Source organism: Methylosinus sp. H3A, assembly GCF_015709455.1.
GTDB lineage: Bacteria > Pseudomonadota > Alphaproteobacteria > Rhizobiales > Beijerinckiaceae > Methylosinus.
On sequence record NZ_JADNQW010000005.1, the window covers coordinates 1206858 to 1222976 of the forward strand.

The 16119-nt window shown below is 68.2% G+C and carries 9 protein-coding genes and 1 tRNA gene; 3 read left to right on the forward strand and 7 right to left on the reverse strand.

Going from position 1 to position 16119, the window contains the following annotated elements; translation table 11 throughout:
- Positions 1–135: 135 nt before the first annotated feature.
- Positions 136–7782 (reverse strand): apolipoprotein acyltransferase, encoded by a 7647-nt coding sequence (locus IY145_RS08740; protein WP_196407855.1) that lies wholly within the window; start codon positions 7780–7782, stop codon positions 136–138.
- A gap of 374 nt (positions 7783–8156) precedes the next feature.
- On the opposite strand from IY145_RS08740, the gene IY145_RS08745 reads away from it, so the two are divergent.
- Positions 8157–8534 (forward strand): Hpt domain-containing protein, encoded by a 378-nt coding sequence (locus IY145_RS08745; RefSeq protein WP_196407856.1) that lies wholly within the window; start codon positions 8157–8159, stop codon positions 8532–8534.
- 7 nt (positions 8535–8541) lie between these two features.
- On the opposite strand, the gene IY145_RS08750 is transcribed toward IY145_RS08745, so the two are convergent.
- From IY145_RS08750 to IY145_RS08770, 5 genes are all read right to left on the reverse strand, one after another.
- Positions 8542–8769, reverse strand: a complete 228-nt coding sequence (locus tag IY145_RS08750; protein WP_196407857.1) for a hypothetical protein — start codon at positions 8767–8769, stop codon at positions 8542–8544.
- 113 nt (positions 8770–8882) lie between these two features.
- The gene (locus tag IY145_RS08755) at positions 8883–9944 is read right to left on the reverse strand and encodes an SGNH/GDSL hydrolase family protein (protein WP_196407858.1); all 1062 of its coding nucleotides are present in this window, start codon (positions 9942–9944) and stop codon (positions 8883–8885) included.
- 94 nt (positions 9945–10038) lie between these two features.
- Positions 10039–10863 carry a class I SAM-dependent methyltransferase gene (locus IY145_RS08760; RefSeq protein WP_196407859.1) on the reverse strand — a complete coding sequence of 275 codons (825 nt, stop codon included), beginning with the start codon at positions 10861–10863 and terminating at the stop codon, positions 10039–10041.
- A gap of 272 nt (positions 10864–11135) precedes the next feature.
- Positions 11136–11220 (reverse strand) — tRNA-Leu (locus tag IY145_RS08765).
- Positions 11221–11411: 191 nt separating this feature from the next.
- On the reverse strand, positions 11412–12512 hold the full coding sequence (locus IY145_RS08770; RefSeq protein ID WP_409455322.1) for a choloylglycine hydrolase family protein: 1101 nt from the start codon (positions 12510–12512) through the stop codon (positions 11412–11414).
- 269 nt (positions 12513–12781) lie between these two features.
- On the opposite strand from IY145_RS08770, the gene IY145_RS08775 reads away from it, so the two are divergent.
- Entirely contained in the window at positions 12782–14365 is a 1584-nt protein-coding gene (locus tag IY145_RS08775) for a L,D-transpeptidase family protein (RefSeq protein WP_246721874.1), read from the forward strand.
- A 48-nt stretch (positions 14366–14413) separates the two neighbouring features.
- Here IY145_RS08775 and fabI read toward each other — a convergent pair whose 3' ends face one another.
- Positions 14414–15292: an enoyl-ACP reductase FabI gene (gene fabI, locus IY145_RS08780; protein ID WP_196407862.1), complete on the reverse strand. Its 879-nt coding sequence runs from the start codon at positions 15290–15292 to the stop codon at positions 14414–14416.
- Positions 15293–15605: 313 nt separating this feature from the next.
- On the opposite strand from fabI, the gene IY145_RS08785 reads away from it, so the two are divergent.
- Entirely contained in the window at positions 15606–16106 is a 501-nt protein-coding gene (locus tag IY145_RS08785; protein ID WP_196407863.1) for a sigma factor-like helix-turn-helix DNA-binding protein, read from the forward strand.
- The last annotated feature ends 13 nt before the right edge of the window (positions 16107–16119 follow it).

Below are 16119 nucleotides of genomic sequence, written 5' to 3' on the forward strand. Positions count from 1 at the left end.
ACATATTTTGTCGAATTGAGACAAAGAACGACGCGCCCTCGCACGCCCCCGCGACAGCCGAACAAAAACGAATTGCGAATTACGCTGCTATGGACCGCCGCCGGCGCCTTGCTTTTAGGCGCCGGCCGCGGGGAGTCACTCGAAACGACCGGCCGCGTGGCCGAGCATGGTGTAGACCTTGCCGGCGTCCGAGACGAGATAGCCGCGCGTCAGCGCGCCCTCTCGATCATTGCGGCTGGTCTCGGCGACGAGCCGCTCGAACTCCTGGACATAATGATCGACGGTGGCGTGGAAATCCGCATCGACGCGATAGCGGCGGCGAATCTCCTCATAGGTCTGCTGGCCTTGGGCCGTATAGAGCCGTCGGTTGAATAGATTTTTCTCGCCCCGCTGGAAGCGGTCCCAGAACTCGCCCACCGCGCCATGGTCGACCATGCGGGCGATATCGAGCGTGAGATTGTCCAGCGCGCCGGCCGCCTTGGCTCGGCCGGCCGCCGTGTTGGCGCGGGGCGCCGGGGCGGCGGGGGCTTCGTCTCGAGAGGCGCGCGCCAGCAGATCGGTGAGCCAGCCATCCTCGGCGGCGGAGGCCGTCTGCCGCGCCGGAGGAGGCGTCGGGGCCGGAGGCGGCGGCGGCTGCATCGCTCGCACGACGCGTTGCGGCTCTTCCCGCGGGGCGCGACTCGTCCAGCTCGGCTCGGGCGCGCGGGGCGCGGGAGGGGCCGGCGGCGGAGGCGGCGGCGCGGGCGCGGCGGCCGCCGGCTGCGGGGCCTCGAAGCCGCGGCGAGCGGAGGCCGCAGGGGCCGGGGCCGGCTCGGCAATGTCATAGGCGCGGCCCGAGCGCGCGACAATGTCGGTGAGCTCGTTGAGCGCCTTCACCTGCTCGCCGACCACGCGGCGCAGCGCGGCGGCCTGCTCGGCCGTCTCGCGCGGCAATTCGGTGGCGCCGCGACGCACTTCGGCGCGAGTCTGCTCGAGCTCGCTCTGAATCTGCATCGACATGCCGCGGATCTCGGTCGCGGCGGCGGCGAATTTCTCCGTCGCCCGGCCGAAAATATCCGCCAGCTCGTCATTGGCCTGCTCATAGGCCGAACGCAACGCCGCGGCGGTCTCCTCGCGCTCCCGCGACGCGGCCTCGCGCACGGCGCCGAAACGCTCGTCGACGAGCTCGGCCGTTTCGCTGGTGGCCTGGGCGATGAAGCCGCCGACGTCGCGAGCCCGCTGCTCGACGCGGCGGAAATTCTCCTCGACGAGGCCGGAGAAGGCGGCGACCGTCTCCTCGAAGTCCTTGCGCTTGTCCTCGACCAGCAGCACCAGGCTCTCCAGCGAGCGACGGCGCGCGTCGAGCGCGGCGTCGAGCTCGGACTGGCTCTGCGTCAGCCGCTCGGCGCTCTGCGTCAAGCTCTGCTGATGGGTCTCCATCGCGCCGACGATCGAGCCGGCGTCGCGCATCACGCCGCCCGACACTTCGCCGATCTGCGCGATATGTTGTCCGACCGTCTCGATCGCGCCCTGGAACTCACGCAGCTTGCCGCCCAGCTCCTTGTCGAGATTGGCGAGATTCCCTCCGGCCGTCGAAATAATGGTCTGCAGCGAGGAATTGGTCGCGCCGAGCCGGTCGAGCACCTCGGGCAGCTCCGAGCGCAGCTTCTCATTGACGTCGAGCAACGCCCGCACCGAGCCCTCGGCGCCCTCGGTGAGCGCCTTTTTGAGCTCCTCGGCCGATTGGTCGATCGCCGCGGCCAGCTCGACGCGCTTCTCGCCGAGATGCTGCACGATCGTCGAGCCGCGGCTCTCGATCGCATGGGCCACCAGCTCGCCGACATTGGCGAGCTCGCGCGTCACCTCGCCGCCGCGGTCGCCGAGCGTGGTCTGGATCTGGTTGAGGCGCTGCTCGAGCGTCGAGCTGATCTCGCCGACGCGCTCGGTGAGCGCCTGGCCGAGATCGCCGGTGCGCGCGTGCAGAGTGGTGTCGAGATCGCGCCGCGCCGAGGCGAGCGTGGCGTTGATCTCCTCTATGCGGGCGTTGATCGTCTCGACGACGACGCGGCTGCGCTCGCCGATCTCGCCGGAGACCGCATCGAGGCGACCGACGACATTGTTCTCGAACACGCCGATGCGCCCGTCCAGCGTGCCGGCGATCTCTTCCGCGCGGCCGCCGAGCGTGGCGTTGATCTCCTCCGCCTTGGAGGAGAGCGTCTCGGTGAGCTGGGTCGAGCGGGCGAGCAGCACCGCATCGATGTCCTTGACCTTCTCGTCCAGCGAGCGAATGACCTCGCGGCCGCCCTCGCCCATCGCGCGCGCGACCTCGACCGCATGGCGGGCGAGCGTGTCCTGAAAGGCCTTGCCCGCCGATTCGAGGCCCGAGTCGACGCGGCCGACGAGCGCGTCTATGCGATCCGCCGCCTGGCGCGTGCGCGCGTTGGAAACGGTCTCGAAGCTCTCGATCTTCGACGACATGACCGCGGCGATCTCCTCGGCGCGCGCGCCGAGCAATTCGACCAGCGCCGTGCCGTCGCCGGAAATCGTCTTGTCTATGGCTGCGAGCCGCTCGCCGACGTCCTCCGACAGCCGCTGCGACTGATCGCCGATGCGCGCCGCGATCTCGTCGGCGCGCTCCGCCAGACGATCGGCCAGCGCGCCGCCCTCCTGAACGATGGCGGCGTCGACCGCCGCCAGACGTTCCGACAAAGTCGTCGCGAGCTGCTGCGCATGTTCGCCGATCTGCGCGGCGATCTGGCCGCCCTGATGGCGCAAACGCTCGTCGAAGGCTGCGAGCTGATCCTCGACGCCGCGCGTGACGCCGTCGCCGCTCGCCGCCAGAGCCGCGACCAGCGCGCCGCCGCGGTCGACGATGGTCGTATCCACCGCCGAAAGTCCCTCGGCGAGCGCCGCCGCCAATTGCTGCGAGCGTTCGCCGATCTGCGCGGCCAGCTCGCCACCGTGATAGCGCAGCCTTTCGTCGAAGGCCGCGAGCTGATCCTCGACGCCGCGCGCGACGCCGTCGCCGCTCGCCGCCAGCGCCGCGACCAGCGCGCCGCCCTGATCGATGATCGTCGTGTCCACCGCCGCAAGCCGCTCGGTGAGCGCCGCGGCGAGCTGCTCGGAATGCTCGCCGAGCTGCTCGGCGAGCAGATTGCCGCGATTGCGCAGCGCCTCGTCGAAAGCTGCGAGCTGCTCGCCGACGTCGCGGCTGAAGCCCTCGCCATTGGCGACGAGCGCCGCCACCAGCGCGGCGCCTTCGTTCACGATGGTCGAGTCGACCGCCGCCATGCGGTCGGAGAGCTCCGCCGCCAGCTGCTGCGAATGCTCGCCGATCTGCGCCGTGAGCTCGCCGCCGCGATTGCGCAGCGCCTCGTCGAAAACCGCGAGCTGCTCGCCGATATCGCGGGTGAAGCCGTCGCCATTGGCGGCGATCGCCGCCACCAGCGCAGCGCCTTCGTTGACGATGGCCGAGTCGACCGCCGCCAGACGCTCGGAGAGCTCCGCCGCCAGCTGCTGGGAATGTTCGGCGATCTGCGCCGCGAGCTGGCCGCTGTGGTCGCGCAAGGTCTCGTCGAAAGCGACGAGTTGTTCGGCCACCTCGCGCGTCAGCCCCTCGCCGCTCGCCGCCAGCGCATTGGCCAGCGCGCCGCCCTGATCGATCGCCATCGCCTCGAAGGCGGCGATGCGGCCGGCGAGCGCCTCTTCTATGCGCTCGCCCTGGGTGGCGATGGCGAGAGCCGCCTCGCTCGCCGTGGTGGCGAAACGCTCCTGCAAGGAGGCCGATTGCTCGGCGAATGTCGCCGCGACTTCGGCGACGCCCTGGGTGAGGCCGGCGCGCAGCTCGGCGCCGCCGACGGCGAAAGCCGTCTCGGCGCGGCTCTGCGTCTCCACCAGCGTGCGCGACACCTGCGCCGTGGCTTCCTCCAGCGCGTCCAGCCGATTGACCAGCACGCCGTCGACCCATTCGGCCTGCTCGGTGACGCGGGCGACGACGTCGCCGCTCTGCCGCGCGACCTGATCCTCGAAAGCGGTGAGCCGCTCGGACAGCACCGAGGCGATGCGGTCCGACTGCTCGGTGACCCGCGTCGCGACCTCGTCGCCATGGCGCACGACGGTCTCCTCGAAGGCCGCGAGACCCTGGGAGAGATAGGCGCCGATCTCGTCGCCGCGCTCGACGAGCCGCAGCACGGTGTCGTCGCTGCGGCCGGCGATGCGCTCCTCGAAAGAGGCGAGCCCTTCGGCGATCGCCGCGCCGACCCGCTCGCCCTGCTCGAGGAACCGCGACGCGGTCTCCTCGCTCTGCTGGACGACCTGCTCGCGGAAAGCCGCGAGCCCGCCGGCGACGGCCGCCGTCGCGCGCTCGCTCTGCTCCTCGAGGCTCGACAGAGTCGCCTCGTGCTGCTGCGCGAGACGGTCCTCGAAAGCGGCGATTCCGTCCGCCACGGCGAGGCCCAGCGCTTCGCCATGGGCGGAGAGCCGCGCCGCGGCCTCCTCGCTCTGGCCGAGCACGCGGGTCTCGAATTTCGCGAGTCCTTCGGTGACGACGCCGCCGATCGTGTCGCCATGAGCGACGAGGCGCTGCGCCACATCCTCGCCATGTCCGACGATGCGCGCCTCGAAGGCGGCGAGGCCCTCGGCCACGGCGACGCCGATCGAGTCGCCATGTGCGATGAGACGTTCCGCCGCCTGCTCGCCCTGGCCGACGACACGCTCCTCGAAAGCCGCGAGGCTCTCGGACACGACCGAGCCGATCGCATCCGCATGGGCGACGAGACGCTCGGTCACTTCCGAGCTGTGGCCGGTCACCCGCTCCTCGAAGGCCGCGAGGCCTTCGGTCACCGCAGAGCCGATCGCGTCGCCATGGGCGACGAGACGATCGGCGACCACCTCGCTGTGGCCGAGCACGCGCGCCTCGAAAGCCGCGACGCCCTCGGAAACCGACAGGCCGATGCGCGCGCCTTCCTCGATGAGGCGCTCGGCCGCCGCGACGCCCTGTCCGGCGACGCGCTCCTCGAAAGAGGCGAAACCTTCGGCGACCGCCGTCCCGATGGCGTCCGCATGGGCCGCGAGCCGCGCCGCGACATCCTCGCTCTGGCCGGCGACCCGCTCCTCGAAGGCCGCCAGACCCTCGGTGACGGCGGCACCGATCGTGTCGCCATGCGACGCCAGACGAGTGGCGACATCCTCGCTATGGCCGATGACGCGATCCTCGAAGGCCGAAAGCCCCTCGGCGACGGCCGAGCCGATCGCGTCGCCATGCGCCGAGAGACGCGCAGCCACCTCTTCGCTGTGGCCGAGGACGCGATCCTCGAAGGCCGAAAGAACCGCAACCACCGCAGCGCCGATCGTTTCGCCCTGCGTCGAAAGTCGCGTCGCCACATCTTCGCTGCGGCCCACGACGCGCTCCTCGAAAGCCGCGAGGCCCGCGGCCACCGCCGCGCCAATCTCCTCGCCCTGCGTCGAGAGACGTGTCGCCACCTCTTCGCTGTGGCCGAGGACGCGATCCTCGAAGGCCGCCAGACCTTCCGCGACCGCCGAGCCGATGGCGTCGCCATGCAGAACCAGACGCGCCGCCACTTCTTCGCTGTTGCCGGTGACCCGCTCCTCGAAGGCCGCGATGCCGGCGGCCACCGCCGCGCCGATCTCCTCGCCCTGTGTCGAGAGACGCGTCGCCACATCTTCGCTGCGGCCCGCGACCCGCTCCTCGAAAGCCGCGAGACCCGCGGCCACCGCCGCGCCGATCTCCTCGCCCTGCGTCGAGAGACGCATCGCCACATCTTCGCTGTGGCCGGTCACACGCTCCTCGAAGGCCGCGAGACCCGCGGCCACCGCCGCGCCGATCTCCTCGCCCTGCGTCAGGAGACGCATCGCCACATCTTCGCTGTGGCCGGTGACGCGCTCCTCGAAAGCCGCGAGACCTTCCGAAACCGTCTGGCCGAGACGCGCGCCTTCTTCCGCGAGCAGCGCCGTCGCCTCGGCGCCGCGCAGCGCGACGCTCTGCTCGAATTCCGCGACGCCTTGCGTCAGCGCCACGCTGATCCGCTCGCCCTGCTCCGCGAAACGCGTCGCGATCTCGCCGCCGTGAACGACCACATTCTCCTCGAAGGAGACCAGCCGGTCGGCGAGCGTCTCGGTGACGCGGTCGCCATGCGACGCAATGGCCGCGATCGCCTCTCCGGCGACGGCGGCGAAACGCTCCTGCAAGGCGTCGGCCTGCTCGGTGAAGGCGCCGGCGCTTTCGGCGAGAGTCTGCGCGAAACGGTCGTGCAGCCCCGCCCCATGCGCCTCGAATTCGCTGCGGGCGCGCTCGCGCGTTTCCTCGAGCAGATCGGCGATGCGGTCGCCGGCCGTCTTGAAGGCAGATTCCGTCGCCGCCACTTTGTCCGCGAGCTGGGCGGCGAGAGTTTCCGAGGCGACGAGCAGCGAATGCTCGATCGCGCCGCCATGCGTCTCGATCGCCTCGTCGACGCGCCCGCTCGTCTGCGCGAGACGATCGACAAAACTGTCGCCGCGGTCGCCGACCGCCTGGACGAGATGCCCGCCGATGGAGTCGAGCCGCTCGACGACCGAGACGCCGCGCGTCTCGAAATCGGCCGCGAGCGCTTCGCCGCGATCGTGAAGCCGGCGATCCGCCTCGGCGATGCCGTCGGTGAAGCGGCGCGTGACCTCCTCGGAGGCCAAAGTCAGGCTGGCCGCGATCGTCTCCCCGGCGACGGAGAGACGCTGCACCATGTCTTCCCCGCGCGTCGAGAGCGTGGAGTTGAAACCATCGCCGACGCGCTCCAGCGCCATGCGGATTTCCTCGCCCTTGGAGCCGAGCGCGGCGGTCACGCGGCCGCCGGCCTCGCTCACCGTCTCGGCGAGATGGGAGGAGCTGGTCTGCAGCTCGGCGGACAGCGACTCGCGCGCGCCGAGCAACGCCGTGCGGGCGTTGTCGGCGTTGACGAGGATCGCCTCGCGCTCGCGCGTCAGCTCGTCGATGAGCACGCGGATGCGGCGCTCGTTCTCGGAATAGGAGCGCTCGAGATTGGACACCTCGGTCCGCACGATGATCTCGAGCTCGCTGGCCCGCGCCAGCGCGCGCTCTATGCCGTCGCCCATGGAGGCGGCCTCGCGGCGGATCGCCTGCGAGAGCGTCACCATCTGCTCGGTCGCGATCGTCTCCGGCTCGATGAGGCGGATCGCCACCTCTGCCATGGAATTGGCGACCTGCTTCATCTCATGGGCGCGGCGCGCCATCACGCCGGTCACGAAGATGAAGACGATGGGCGCCAGAAGCGCGAGCAGCGTCAGCACCGGCTTGGGCGCCAGGAAGGAGCCGTTCTCGTGGTCGAGAATCTCGCCCTGGTTGAAATAGACGAAGAGAGTCCACAGCACCGCCCAGGCGGCGATGGACAAGAAGGTGTAGCCGAGAATGGCGGTGTTGGGACGCACCTGCAGCGCGGCGCGCAGCTCGCCGATCGTCTGCCGATCGTCATTGGCCGGCGCGCCGGCCGGGGCGACCGGAGGCTTGGCCGCGCCGCGGCCCGCCGGCGGCGCGGAGCCTTCCGGCGAACGCGCGCTCTCGCGCGCATCTTGGCGACGCGAGGATGGGAGGCTGAAGTTGAAGCCGGGGGCCGTCTTGGCCTGGCTCTTGCCCTCGGACTTATCCGCGAGCGCGCCCTTGTCGGCCGACGACGCGGCTTTCTCGCCCGCTTCCGTCACGGCCTCGGCGGCGGGCTCCACGCCCAGATTCAACGCCTCTTCGACCGCCGACAGCGCAGCGATAGCCGCGTCCTGGGGCTTGCCCGATTTCGCCATCGTCACCTCTCCGAGCGGTCGCGGTTCCGCTTTATGACGCCGCTCACCTTACTTTGCCGTTCACATCGAGCAGAAAAGATTAACCAAATATTACCGCCGTCGGCGCGCAAATGAAACCGGGCCCCGCGGCCAATCGAAATCGTCGTTAACGCGACTGGGGGAAGATGCTTCGCGTTCAACCGAGAGCGGAGCAAAACAGGCGATCTGGAGCCTGGCCAGAAATCGCAAGCAATGCTTACATAGAATTGATTCGAATAAGAATACGACGCCCGCTGCGGCCCCGCGAGCGCAATCGCCGGAGCGAATCGCGCGGGCCGGGCGCAATCCACAGGAAAAGCGTGGCTTTTCCCGCAGGAGCGGATCGGAGACGTAGAATGACGGATGGTGACGACCCCGACACGGCGAAAGCGGCGCCAAAGGCGGGACAGCCGGCGCTCGATTGGGCGTATCTCGCGCGGCAGACGATGGGCGACGCCGAGCTCGAGGCCGAGCTGCTGGCGCTGTTTTCGGTCCAGGCCGGGGAATTCGGCGGACGGCTGGCGGCCGCGGGAACCGACAAGGCGCGCCACGATCTCGCTCACACGCTCAAAGGCGCGGCGCGCGCAATCGGCGCCTTCGCGCTCGGCGACGCGGCGGAAGAATATGAATCCGCGCTCGCGGCGGCCGAAGGCGCGCCGGATCGGCTTCGCGCGCTCGACGCGCGCCTCGACGAAGCGCAGCAGGCGATCTCCGCCCGGCTGAGCCGTGGCTGAGGCCGCGTCAGAGCTGTCCGCCATCGATCGATCGCACGTCGGCCGTCGAGGGCGCCCTTATGCTGGCGTTGAGCTTGCGCAGCATGATGAGGCACTGCTCCTTGACCTGCTCGTCGCGGACGGAATCGGCGACTTTGGCGAGGTGACAGAAGGCGATGGCGCGCTGAGAGACGATATCTTCATATTCGGAAGGGTCACTCAGATCGACCGTGTGATCATTCGTCTCGTCGGACATGAATGGCAGGACCTTTTAGGTTCGTCGCGTCAGCGCGGCGGACACTGCCGTCCAATTGTGGTCGCGGATTGGCCGAGCGCGCAGAACGCCTTGGTCTAGCGGGAGCTTCACCGTCAGGAGCCGAGCCGCAGGCGGAGGAAGGCGAGCCAGCGGCGCCAGAAGGACGGACGCCAGAACATCACGCCGGCGATCTGGAGCGTCTGCTCCGCGAAGGGCGTCCCCGGCTCCGCCGGCAGCAGCGTTTTCTCTTCCGGCAGCGCGGCCAGAGCGCTCGCATCGTCCGGCATCGCGACCTCGAGATCGAAATCGGCCCAGGGACGCCGGCGCGAGTAATGGAGGAGAATGAGATTGGGCACGATCTCGCGCATGCTCGATTGCGCGGTCCTGGCATAGGCCCGCCCGCCGGCCGCGATGCGAAAAACGCCGCTCTCATGCGTCGAGCGCAACAACAGCCCGGCGAGCCGGCCGCGGCCGGGCCAATGGCTGGAGCCGGGCCGGGCGATTTCGAGAAAGGCTCCCGAGAAAACCGTCGAGACTATGTCCACATTGCGGCAGCGCCCCTGCGCCCGCGCCGCGGCCGCCGGAACATAATCGAATATTGGCGTGTGCGATCGATCGACCCTCGGAACCGGAATTTCGCCGCTGGATATGATCTTGGCCACGACTTCCGCGCAGCGCCGCGACGCCTCCGCGGTGAGATGATGGGCATCGACGAAATCCTCGGCGCGCTCGCGGCCCAAGATTGCCTCGAGCGTAACGCAGCGCGCCATGGCGCGGGCTCGCGCGACGCCGCGATAGATGCGCTCGATGCGCCTCACTTGGGAGGAGACGCGCGCTCGTCCGGTCGGGCGCGGACGCAGGCAGAGAAAAAGCAGCGGGACGCCGCGCTCCGCGCAATGCTGCGCGACGCTGGAGAGAGCGTCGTGAACGAGGGCTGCGGTCGCGAAGCCTGCGTCCAGCAGAATAATATCGTTGAGCGCATATTCGAAAACGACGAGATCGGGCGGAGCTTGCTCGCGCCGCTCCGCCTCCTGCAGGCGCGCGAGCCCATAGAGCGAGCCGACGGCGCCGAGAAACATATTGGTGATCTCATGTTCCGGCATCAGCCCCTGCAATTGGGCGGCCCAGCCGAAATAGACCCCGGCGTTGGATCCGCCGAGCAGCAGCACTCTCATATCGCCTTCCCGCCCTGCCTCGGATTATCGGCTCGCGTCACTGAAAGCGAGGGCGCCTCGGCCCTCGCCTCTTCGGCTCGAATGACGCAGACCACTATGATTTGCGCGCGAAGATCGATATCGCCGGCCCGAAAAAGTGGTCCGGATCGTCATGAGTGGTCCGAATGTCGTCGAAGCCGAGCGCCCGCAGCGCCGCGAGCAGATCGTCCTTGTCGAGCCATCGATGGTCGTCGCGCATCCCGCCGCAAAAGGCCGGATTCGACTGCGTCTTCACATAGCTTCGCGGATAGGCGCGCACGGTGACGCCGTGAAAGGAATGTTCCTCGGGAGTTTTCGACATGACGCTGCGCCGCGGATCGGAGGGCGGCATCGCGTCCGACACGACATGCGTCCAGATAAAGACCGCCGAGGCGCGCTGCGCGATGAGCTCGAGCAGCCGCAGAGGATCGTGCAAATGATACAGCACGCCGGAGGCGACGATCAGATCATAGCTCTTGTCGGTCTGCTCGAGCCATTTGACGAAATCGCCGAGCCAGAAGCGCGCCTTTTGCAACCGCAGAATTTCCTTGGCGACGAGGCATCGCATGAAGGCGAGCTGATTGGCCTCCACCGCGTCGACCTGCGCGCCCGCGCCCTCCAGCATATAGGTGTGGCCGGCCTCGAGCGGACCGAGCTCCAGCACCTCGCGGCCCTCCAGCGAGCCGAAACATTCGATCGCCCAAAAAATTCGCGCGTCATAATAGGTCGGCACGATGCCGGCTTTTACATTGTAAGCCTCTGGAAAGGCGGTGCTCCAGCCTTTTATCGCGTCTATGGCGTTCTGATGCGACGGAAGCGCGTCGACGTAGCGATCGAAGGTCGGCTCCTTTCCGCGAAATATTTTCAGGAATCTGTCCCAATTGACGACGCGACCCGACATTTTTTCGATTCCATGCGCTCTATCGACCGACCGCCGTTTCTCGCGAACGGCGCCGGCGCTCGAAAATCCATATAGCAGCAAAGCGGACACAGGAATTTGTCCGAATCTTTGCCGGCGCGGCGTTTCTAGCCGCTCGGGCCGGATCGGGCGATGGGGGGCGGTTTTCGAGCAGGGGGAGCGAATCTTCGAGCCGTGGGCGACCGCGCCGCCGCGATGGTCGCCGGAATCCGCAATAAAACCCGATGGATAAAAAGCCTCGATGCCTCGAGGCTTGGTGCGGTCGAGAGGACTCGAACCTCCACTGGTTGCCCAACTAGCACCTCAAGCTAGCGCGTCTACCAATTCCGCCACGACCGCGCCGGGACGCCTCGATCGAGACCGAAGCGCCGGCAGGCGGCCCGTCTAACAAAAAGCCTCCCCCGTGACAAGGCATTCTCGGCGCCGGAGGCCGGAATTCGAAAAAGTCGGAGCTGGTTCTTCGATAAAAATCCCGTTTCTCGAGAGACGCCCCGCCGGCGTTCGTCGGCGAGCCATAGCCGGCCGAGGCCTCAACGTTTGGGAAATTCGACCGGCGCCGCCCTCGAGGAGGGCCGCAGAGGAGCCGCCCGCACGCTGCGGCCCTCGAGCTCCAATTTGGTGAGATCGATGCTGCGCAGCGCCTGATTGTCGTAGCTCTTCACATAATAGACGCGCCCCGCGAGATCGGCGATCGACGACCATTGCGTATATTCGAAGCGCGACGTCTCCTGCGGCGAAACGCGCACCAGCCCCATCGGAATGTCGAAATTATTGAGGATATGCTCGGCGAGGCGCACCGTTTCCGCGGCGGTCTTCTGCGGCTCGGCGGAGAGGGTGAGGCCGACCGCGCGCACGAAGCGCGAGGGCGGGGTCGGATCGCCGGGAACGCCCAGCAGGCCTGAGCCCGCGCCGAGCGGCGCGAAGCTCTCTCCGGCGATCTTCAGCGGCGGCGCGTCGACGGGCGAGAGCTTCACATAATTGCGCAGATTTGTGAGATGCCAGTCGAAGGAGGGGGCGTTGGTCATGACGCCGAGCGGATTGTCATAGACCTTCAGCCGGCCGCCGATCGGCTCGACGACGAGCGAGGCGCCGCTGGCGTCGTGCAGCGCATAATGGAAGGGCGGGACGACGCCGAGCGTCGGTTGGACGAGATCGACGATGGTGATCGTGTCGAGCGCGGCGCGAACCTCCGCGACGCTGGCGAAATTGCCCAGCGCCCAGGTGAGAAAATCCCAGGGCGCGAGCGCGTGGCCAGGATCGGCGGAATTGGGATCGGCATAGCCTGCGAAGCCCGGAAAATAGAGAATGCCGCCGGCGAGGCCTTTTTCGTTCAGCCCGTCGACCACGACCGGCAGGCCGAAGGCGTTGAGCCCGGCGATCGCATAGCGCGACTTCCAGCCCCAGCCCGGCTTGCCCTCGGCCACTGTCGCGCGCGCCGCGTAATGGCGCGGAATGACGATCGCCTCCGATTCGAGCGGAAAGCCGAACTCCAGCGTGCGGCCATAGACGGCCGAGCCGTCGGCGGCCCTGAGCAGAAAGCTCGTGCAGGCCTCGGCCGGCGCGAGCGCAAGAGCGAGTGAAAGAGCGAGCGGCGCGGCCACGATCCGCCCCAGCGTGTTTCGAAATGAAATCGCCACGATCTTCGTCTCCGAATGAATCCGTCTCGACAAATAAGGTTCGGCGCCGGGCGAGGCGGCCGAAAGACGCGAACGGCCTCGAGGCATGGCGCCGCGAACCCAGAAAATGCGATGCAAATCGTCGTAACGTGCGCCGACGCATAGATGTCAGTCGATCGTTAACCAATAAGAGCAATGCAGGCGAGGGTGACGCTCTGTCCACATCGGAACGGAGCGTTATCTGCTCGAGCAACGTGTTCGTGTGTGTCAGGAGTTTTCGAGTCATGTCGGAAGTCGCTGCTGGAGCCCGCAGCCGCAAGGTCTGCGTTCGCACCTTTTCCGCGGTCTGCGCCGCGAGCGTCGCCGCCGCCGTTCTCGCTTTCGAGGCGAGACCCGCCGCCGCGCTGAGCTATTCCACTTCCGACGCCGACGCGCCGCGCAAGGGCCATGGCAAGCGGGGGAAGGCCGCCGTCGACGCCAAGCCGAGCGAGAATGTGAGCCTGGCGCGACCGCTGTTCGCTGTGGTGTCGCTCAGCGGCCAGCACATCTCCATCTATAATCACAATGGTCTCGTCGACCGCTCGACGATCTCCACCGGCGTGCCCGGCCATCCGACGCCGGAAGGCATGTTCACCATTCTCGGCCGCGAGCGCTTCCACCGCTCCAATCTCTATTCCGGCGCGCCAATGCCCTTCATGCAGCGCATCACCTGGTCCGGCGTCGCCATGCATACGGGCCATGTGACCGGCCATCCGGCCTCGCATGGCTGCATCCGTCTGCCGGGCGCCTTCGCTCAAAAGCTCTGGGGCATGACCCGCATCGGCGAGCGCGTCGTCATCGCGCCCTACGACCTTTCGCCCACGGAAATCTCGCATGCGGCGCTGCCCTCGCCCAAGATGCGCTCGCCCTCGGAAGCCTCGGCGGCGACGCTCGCCGATGCGGGATTACGCGACGGTTTCGCCGATGGCGCCGCCGCTCCCCTCCTCAATCCGCGGCGCTACGCCGAGCAGCTGAAAACCAAGGCCGTGGCCGATGCGGCCGCCGCCTCCAAAGCGGCGACCGAAGCCTCGCTCGCGCTGAACGCCAAGCGGCAGGAAGCCGCGCGCGCCTCGGCCGAGCTCAGATCCGCCGAAGCCGGCGAGGCGACCGCCCGCGCCAAGTCCGAAGCCGCCGCCAAAGCCGCTGAGATCGCCGCCGCCAAGCGGCAGGAGGTCGCGACCGCCAAGCCGGAGCTGCCGACGAACGACGGCGCGAGCCCCGCCGAGGCGGCGAAGGCGAAGGCCGACGCCGCCCTCGCCGAGGCCAAGGCGCGGCTCGAGACGGCCAAGACCGCCTACAACGCCAGCGACGCGGAATATGTCGAGGCCGCGCGCCGCTCCCGCGAGGCGGCGGAAGCCTCCGCCGCCGCCGCCAAGGCGGAGAAGGACGCGCAATTGCGCAGCGCGCCGATCTCGGTTCTGGTGAGCAAGAAGAATCAGCGCATCTATGTGCGCCAAGGGCTGACGCCGATCTTCGATGCGCCGGCGACGATCCGCGAGCCGGAGCGCCCGCTCGGCTCGCATCTCTATATCGCGACGGCCGCGGGAGACGGCGGCGCGCTCAAATGGTCGGTTCTCTCCATGCCGCCGCGCATCGCCGAGGCGCGCGCCGCACATAAAAAGAAAGGCCTGGTGGAGGAGCGCAGCGCGGCGCCTTGGGGAGCCGCCTCCAGCGCCGCCGACGCTCTGGATCGCATCGAGCTCTCCGACGAGGTGCGCCAGAAGATCGCCGACCGGCTGTGGCTCGGTGGCTCGATCATCGTCTCCGATCAAGGGCCGAGCTCGGAGACCGGCGCCGTCGGCACCGACCTCACGGTGAAGTTCCGCTGAGGGGCGATGCGAGCCTTCAGGCTCGCATCCAACCGCTCGCCCGGTGCCCTATTTCGTCTCGGTCGTATGCTGCGGCAGCAGCGCCAGCAGCGAGGCCATTTTCGGCGCCGCGCCCGGATTCATCATGCCGACGACATGATAGCCGGCGTCGACATGCAGCACCTCGCCGGTGACGCCGCGCGCCATGGGCGAGAGCAGATAGACCGCCGTCTCACCCACTTCCTCGATCGTCACCACGCGGCGCAGCGGGGCGTTATATTCGTTCCAGCGCAGTATATAGCGGAAGTCGCCGATGCCCGACGCCGCCAAAGTCTTGATCGGCCCGGCGGAAATGGCGTTGACGCGAATGTTCTTCTCGCCGAGATCGGCGGCGAGATAGCGCACCGACGCCTCCAGCGCGGCCTTGGCGACGCCCATCACATTGTAATGCGGCATCCATTTCTCGGCGCCGTAATAGGTGAGGGTGAGCAGCGAGCCGCCGTCTTTCATCAGCTTCTCGGCGCGCTGGGCGACCGCCGTGAAGGAAAAGCAGGAGATCAGCAGCGACTGCGTGAAATTCTCGGCCGTCGTGTCGACATAGCGGCCGTCGAGCTGATCCTTGTCCGAGAAGGCGAGGCAATGGACGACGAAATCGATTTTGCCCCACAGCTTCTCGACCTCGGCGAAGACGGCGTCGATCGTCTCCGGCTCGGAGACGTCGCAGCGCCCGACGACGGTCGCGCCGATCTCCGCCGCGAGCGGGCGCACGCGCTTCTCCAGCGCCTCGACCTGGAAGGTCAGCGCGAGCTCGGCGCCGGCGTCGGCCGCGGCCTTGGCTATGCCCCAGGCGATCGATTTATTATTGGCGACGCCCAGCACGAGGCCGCGCTTGCCGGCGAGAACGCCGCTGAAAATATTGCCGTTCGACGTCGGTTCCGGATGCGACATGGGAGCAAAGGTCCATAAATCTGCGATCGAGAGGCGGGGCGTTCCGCCGCCTGTCGGCAACGCCGTTGGAGGGCTGCGCACAAAGCGCGCGAACTTGACGCGCGAGCTTGGCGCCCGAGCTAGGTAGGCGGAGCAGGTCGACCGACCGGAGGCGTCTCCGGCCTCGCATGCGGCCCGACATACAAAAACACATAAATCTCAGGGCGCGGAGATAGTCAATCGCACCGGACTGGCATAATATCCGCCAGGGAAGAAACCGAACCAGAGCGCCGCGCGGACGAGGCGTCGAGGGCCGCGCGAGACGGGCCGAGCGATGGGACAGGCGGAGGATTTCGACGAGACCTTGGAAAGGCTCACGCCGGGCCTGCGTCGCTACGCCCGTGCGCTGCTCTCCGGCGCGGCCAATGATCTCGCCGACGAGCTCGTCCAGACCGCGCTGCAGACCACGGCCGACGAGTCTCGGCACGACTCCCCCAGCGCCGTGCTCGACCTGCGCGTCGACCTCTACGCCTCCCTCACCCACGCCGCCCAGCGTCGGCTGCGCTCCGCCGCGCCGCATCGGCCATCTCTGCGCCAGCCGGCGATCATGCATCGGCTCGCCGATCTGCCCTTCGAGGAGCGGGAGACGCTTCTGCTCGTCGTGCTCGAGGGCTTCACTTACGAGGAGGTCGCCCGCATCACCCGCACCGACCGGCCGGTGGCGCTGATGCGATTGATGCGCGGGCGCTCGGCGCTGACCGCGCTGGACCGCCATCCCTCTCCGGGAGCCGAAGCCGGCCGGCGGCCCGGGCCGCATTTGCGCGTCGTGAAGTAACGCATGAGCCGGC

Coding starts and splice junctions, on each gene's coding strand:
- IY145_RS08755 (WP_196407858.1), bottom strand. CDS start 9,944: ATGAGAGTGCTGCTGCTCGGCGGATCCAACGCCGGGGTCTATTTCGGC.
- IY145_RS08785 (WP_196407863.1), top strand. CDS start 15,606: ATGGGACAGGCGGAGGATTTCGACGAGACCTTGGAAAGGCTCACGCCG.
- IY145_RS08775 (WP_246721874.1), top strand. CDS start 12,782: ATGTCGGAAGTCGCTGCTGGAGCCCGCAGCCGCAAGGTCTGCGTTCGC.
- fabI (WP_196407862.1), bottom strand. CDS start 15,292: ATGTCGCATCCGGAACCGACGTCGAACGGCAATATTTTCAGCGGCGTT.
- IY145_RS08750 (WP_196407857.1), bottom strand. CDS start 8,769: ATGTCCGACGAGACGAATGATCACACGGTCGATCTGAGTGACCCTTCC.
- IY145_RS08760 (WP_196407859.1), bottom strand. CDS start 10,863: ATGTCGGGTCGCGTCGTCAATTGGGACAGATTCCTGAAAATATTTCGC.
- IY145_RS08745 (WP_196407856.1), top strand. CDS start 8,157: ATGACGGATGGTGACGACCCCGACACGGCGAAAGCGGCGCCAAAGGCG.
- IY145_RS08740 (WP_196407855.1), bottom strand. CDS start 7,782: ATGGCGAAATCGGGCAAGCCCCAGGACGCGGCTATCGCTGCGCTGTCG.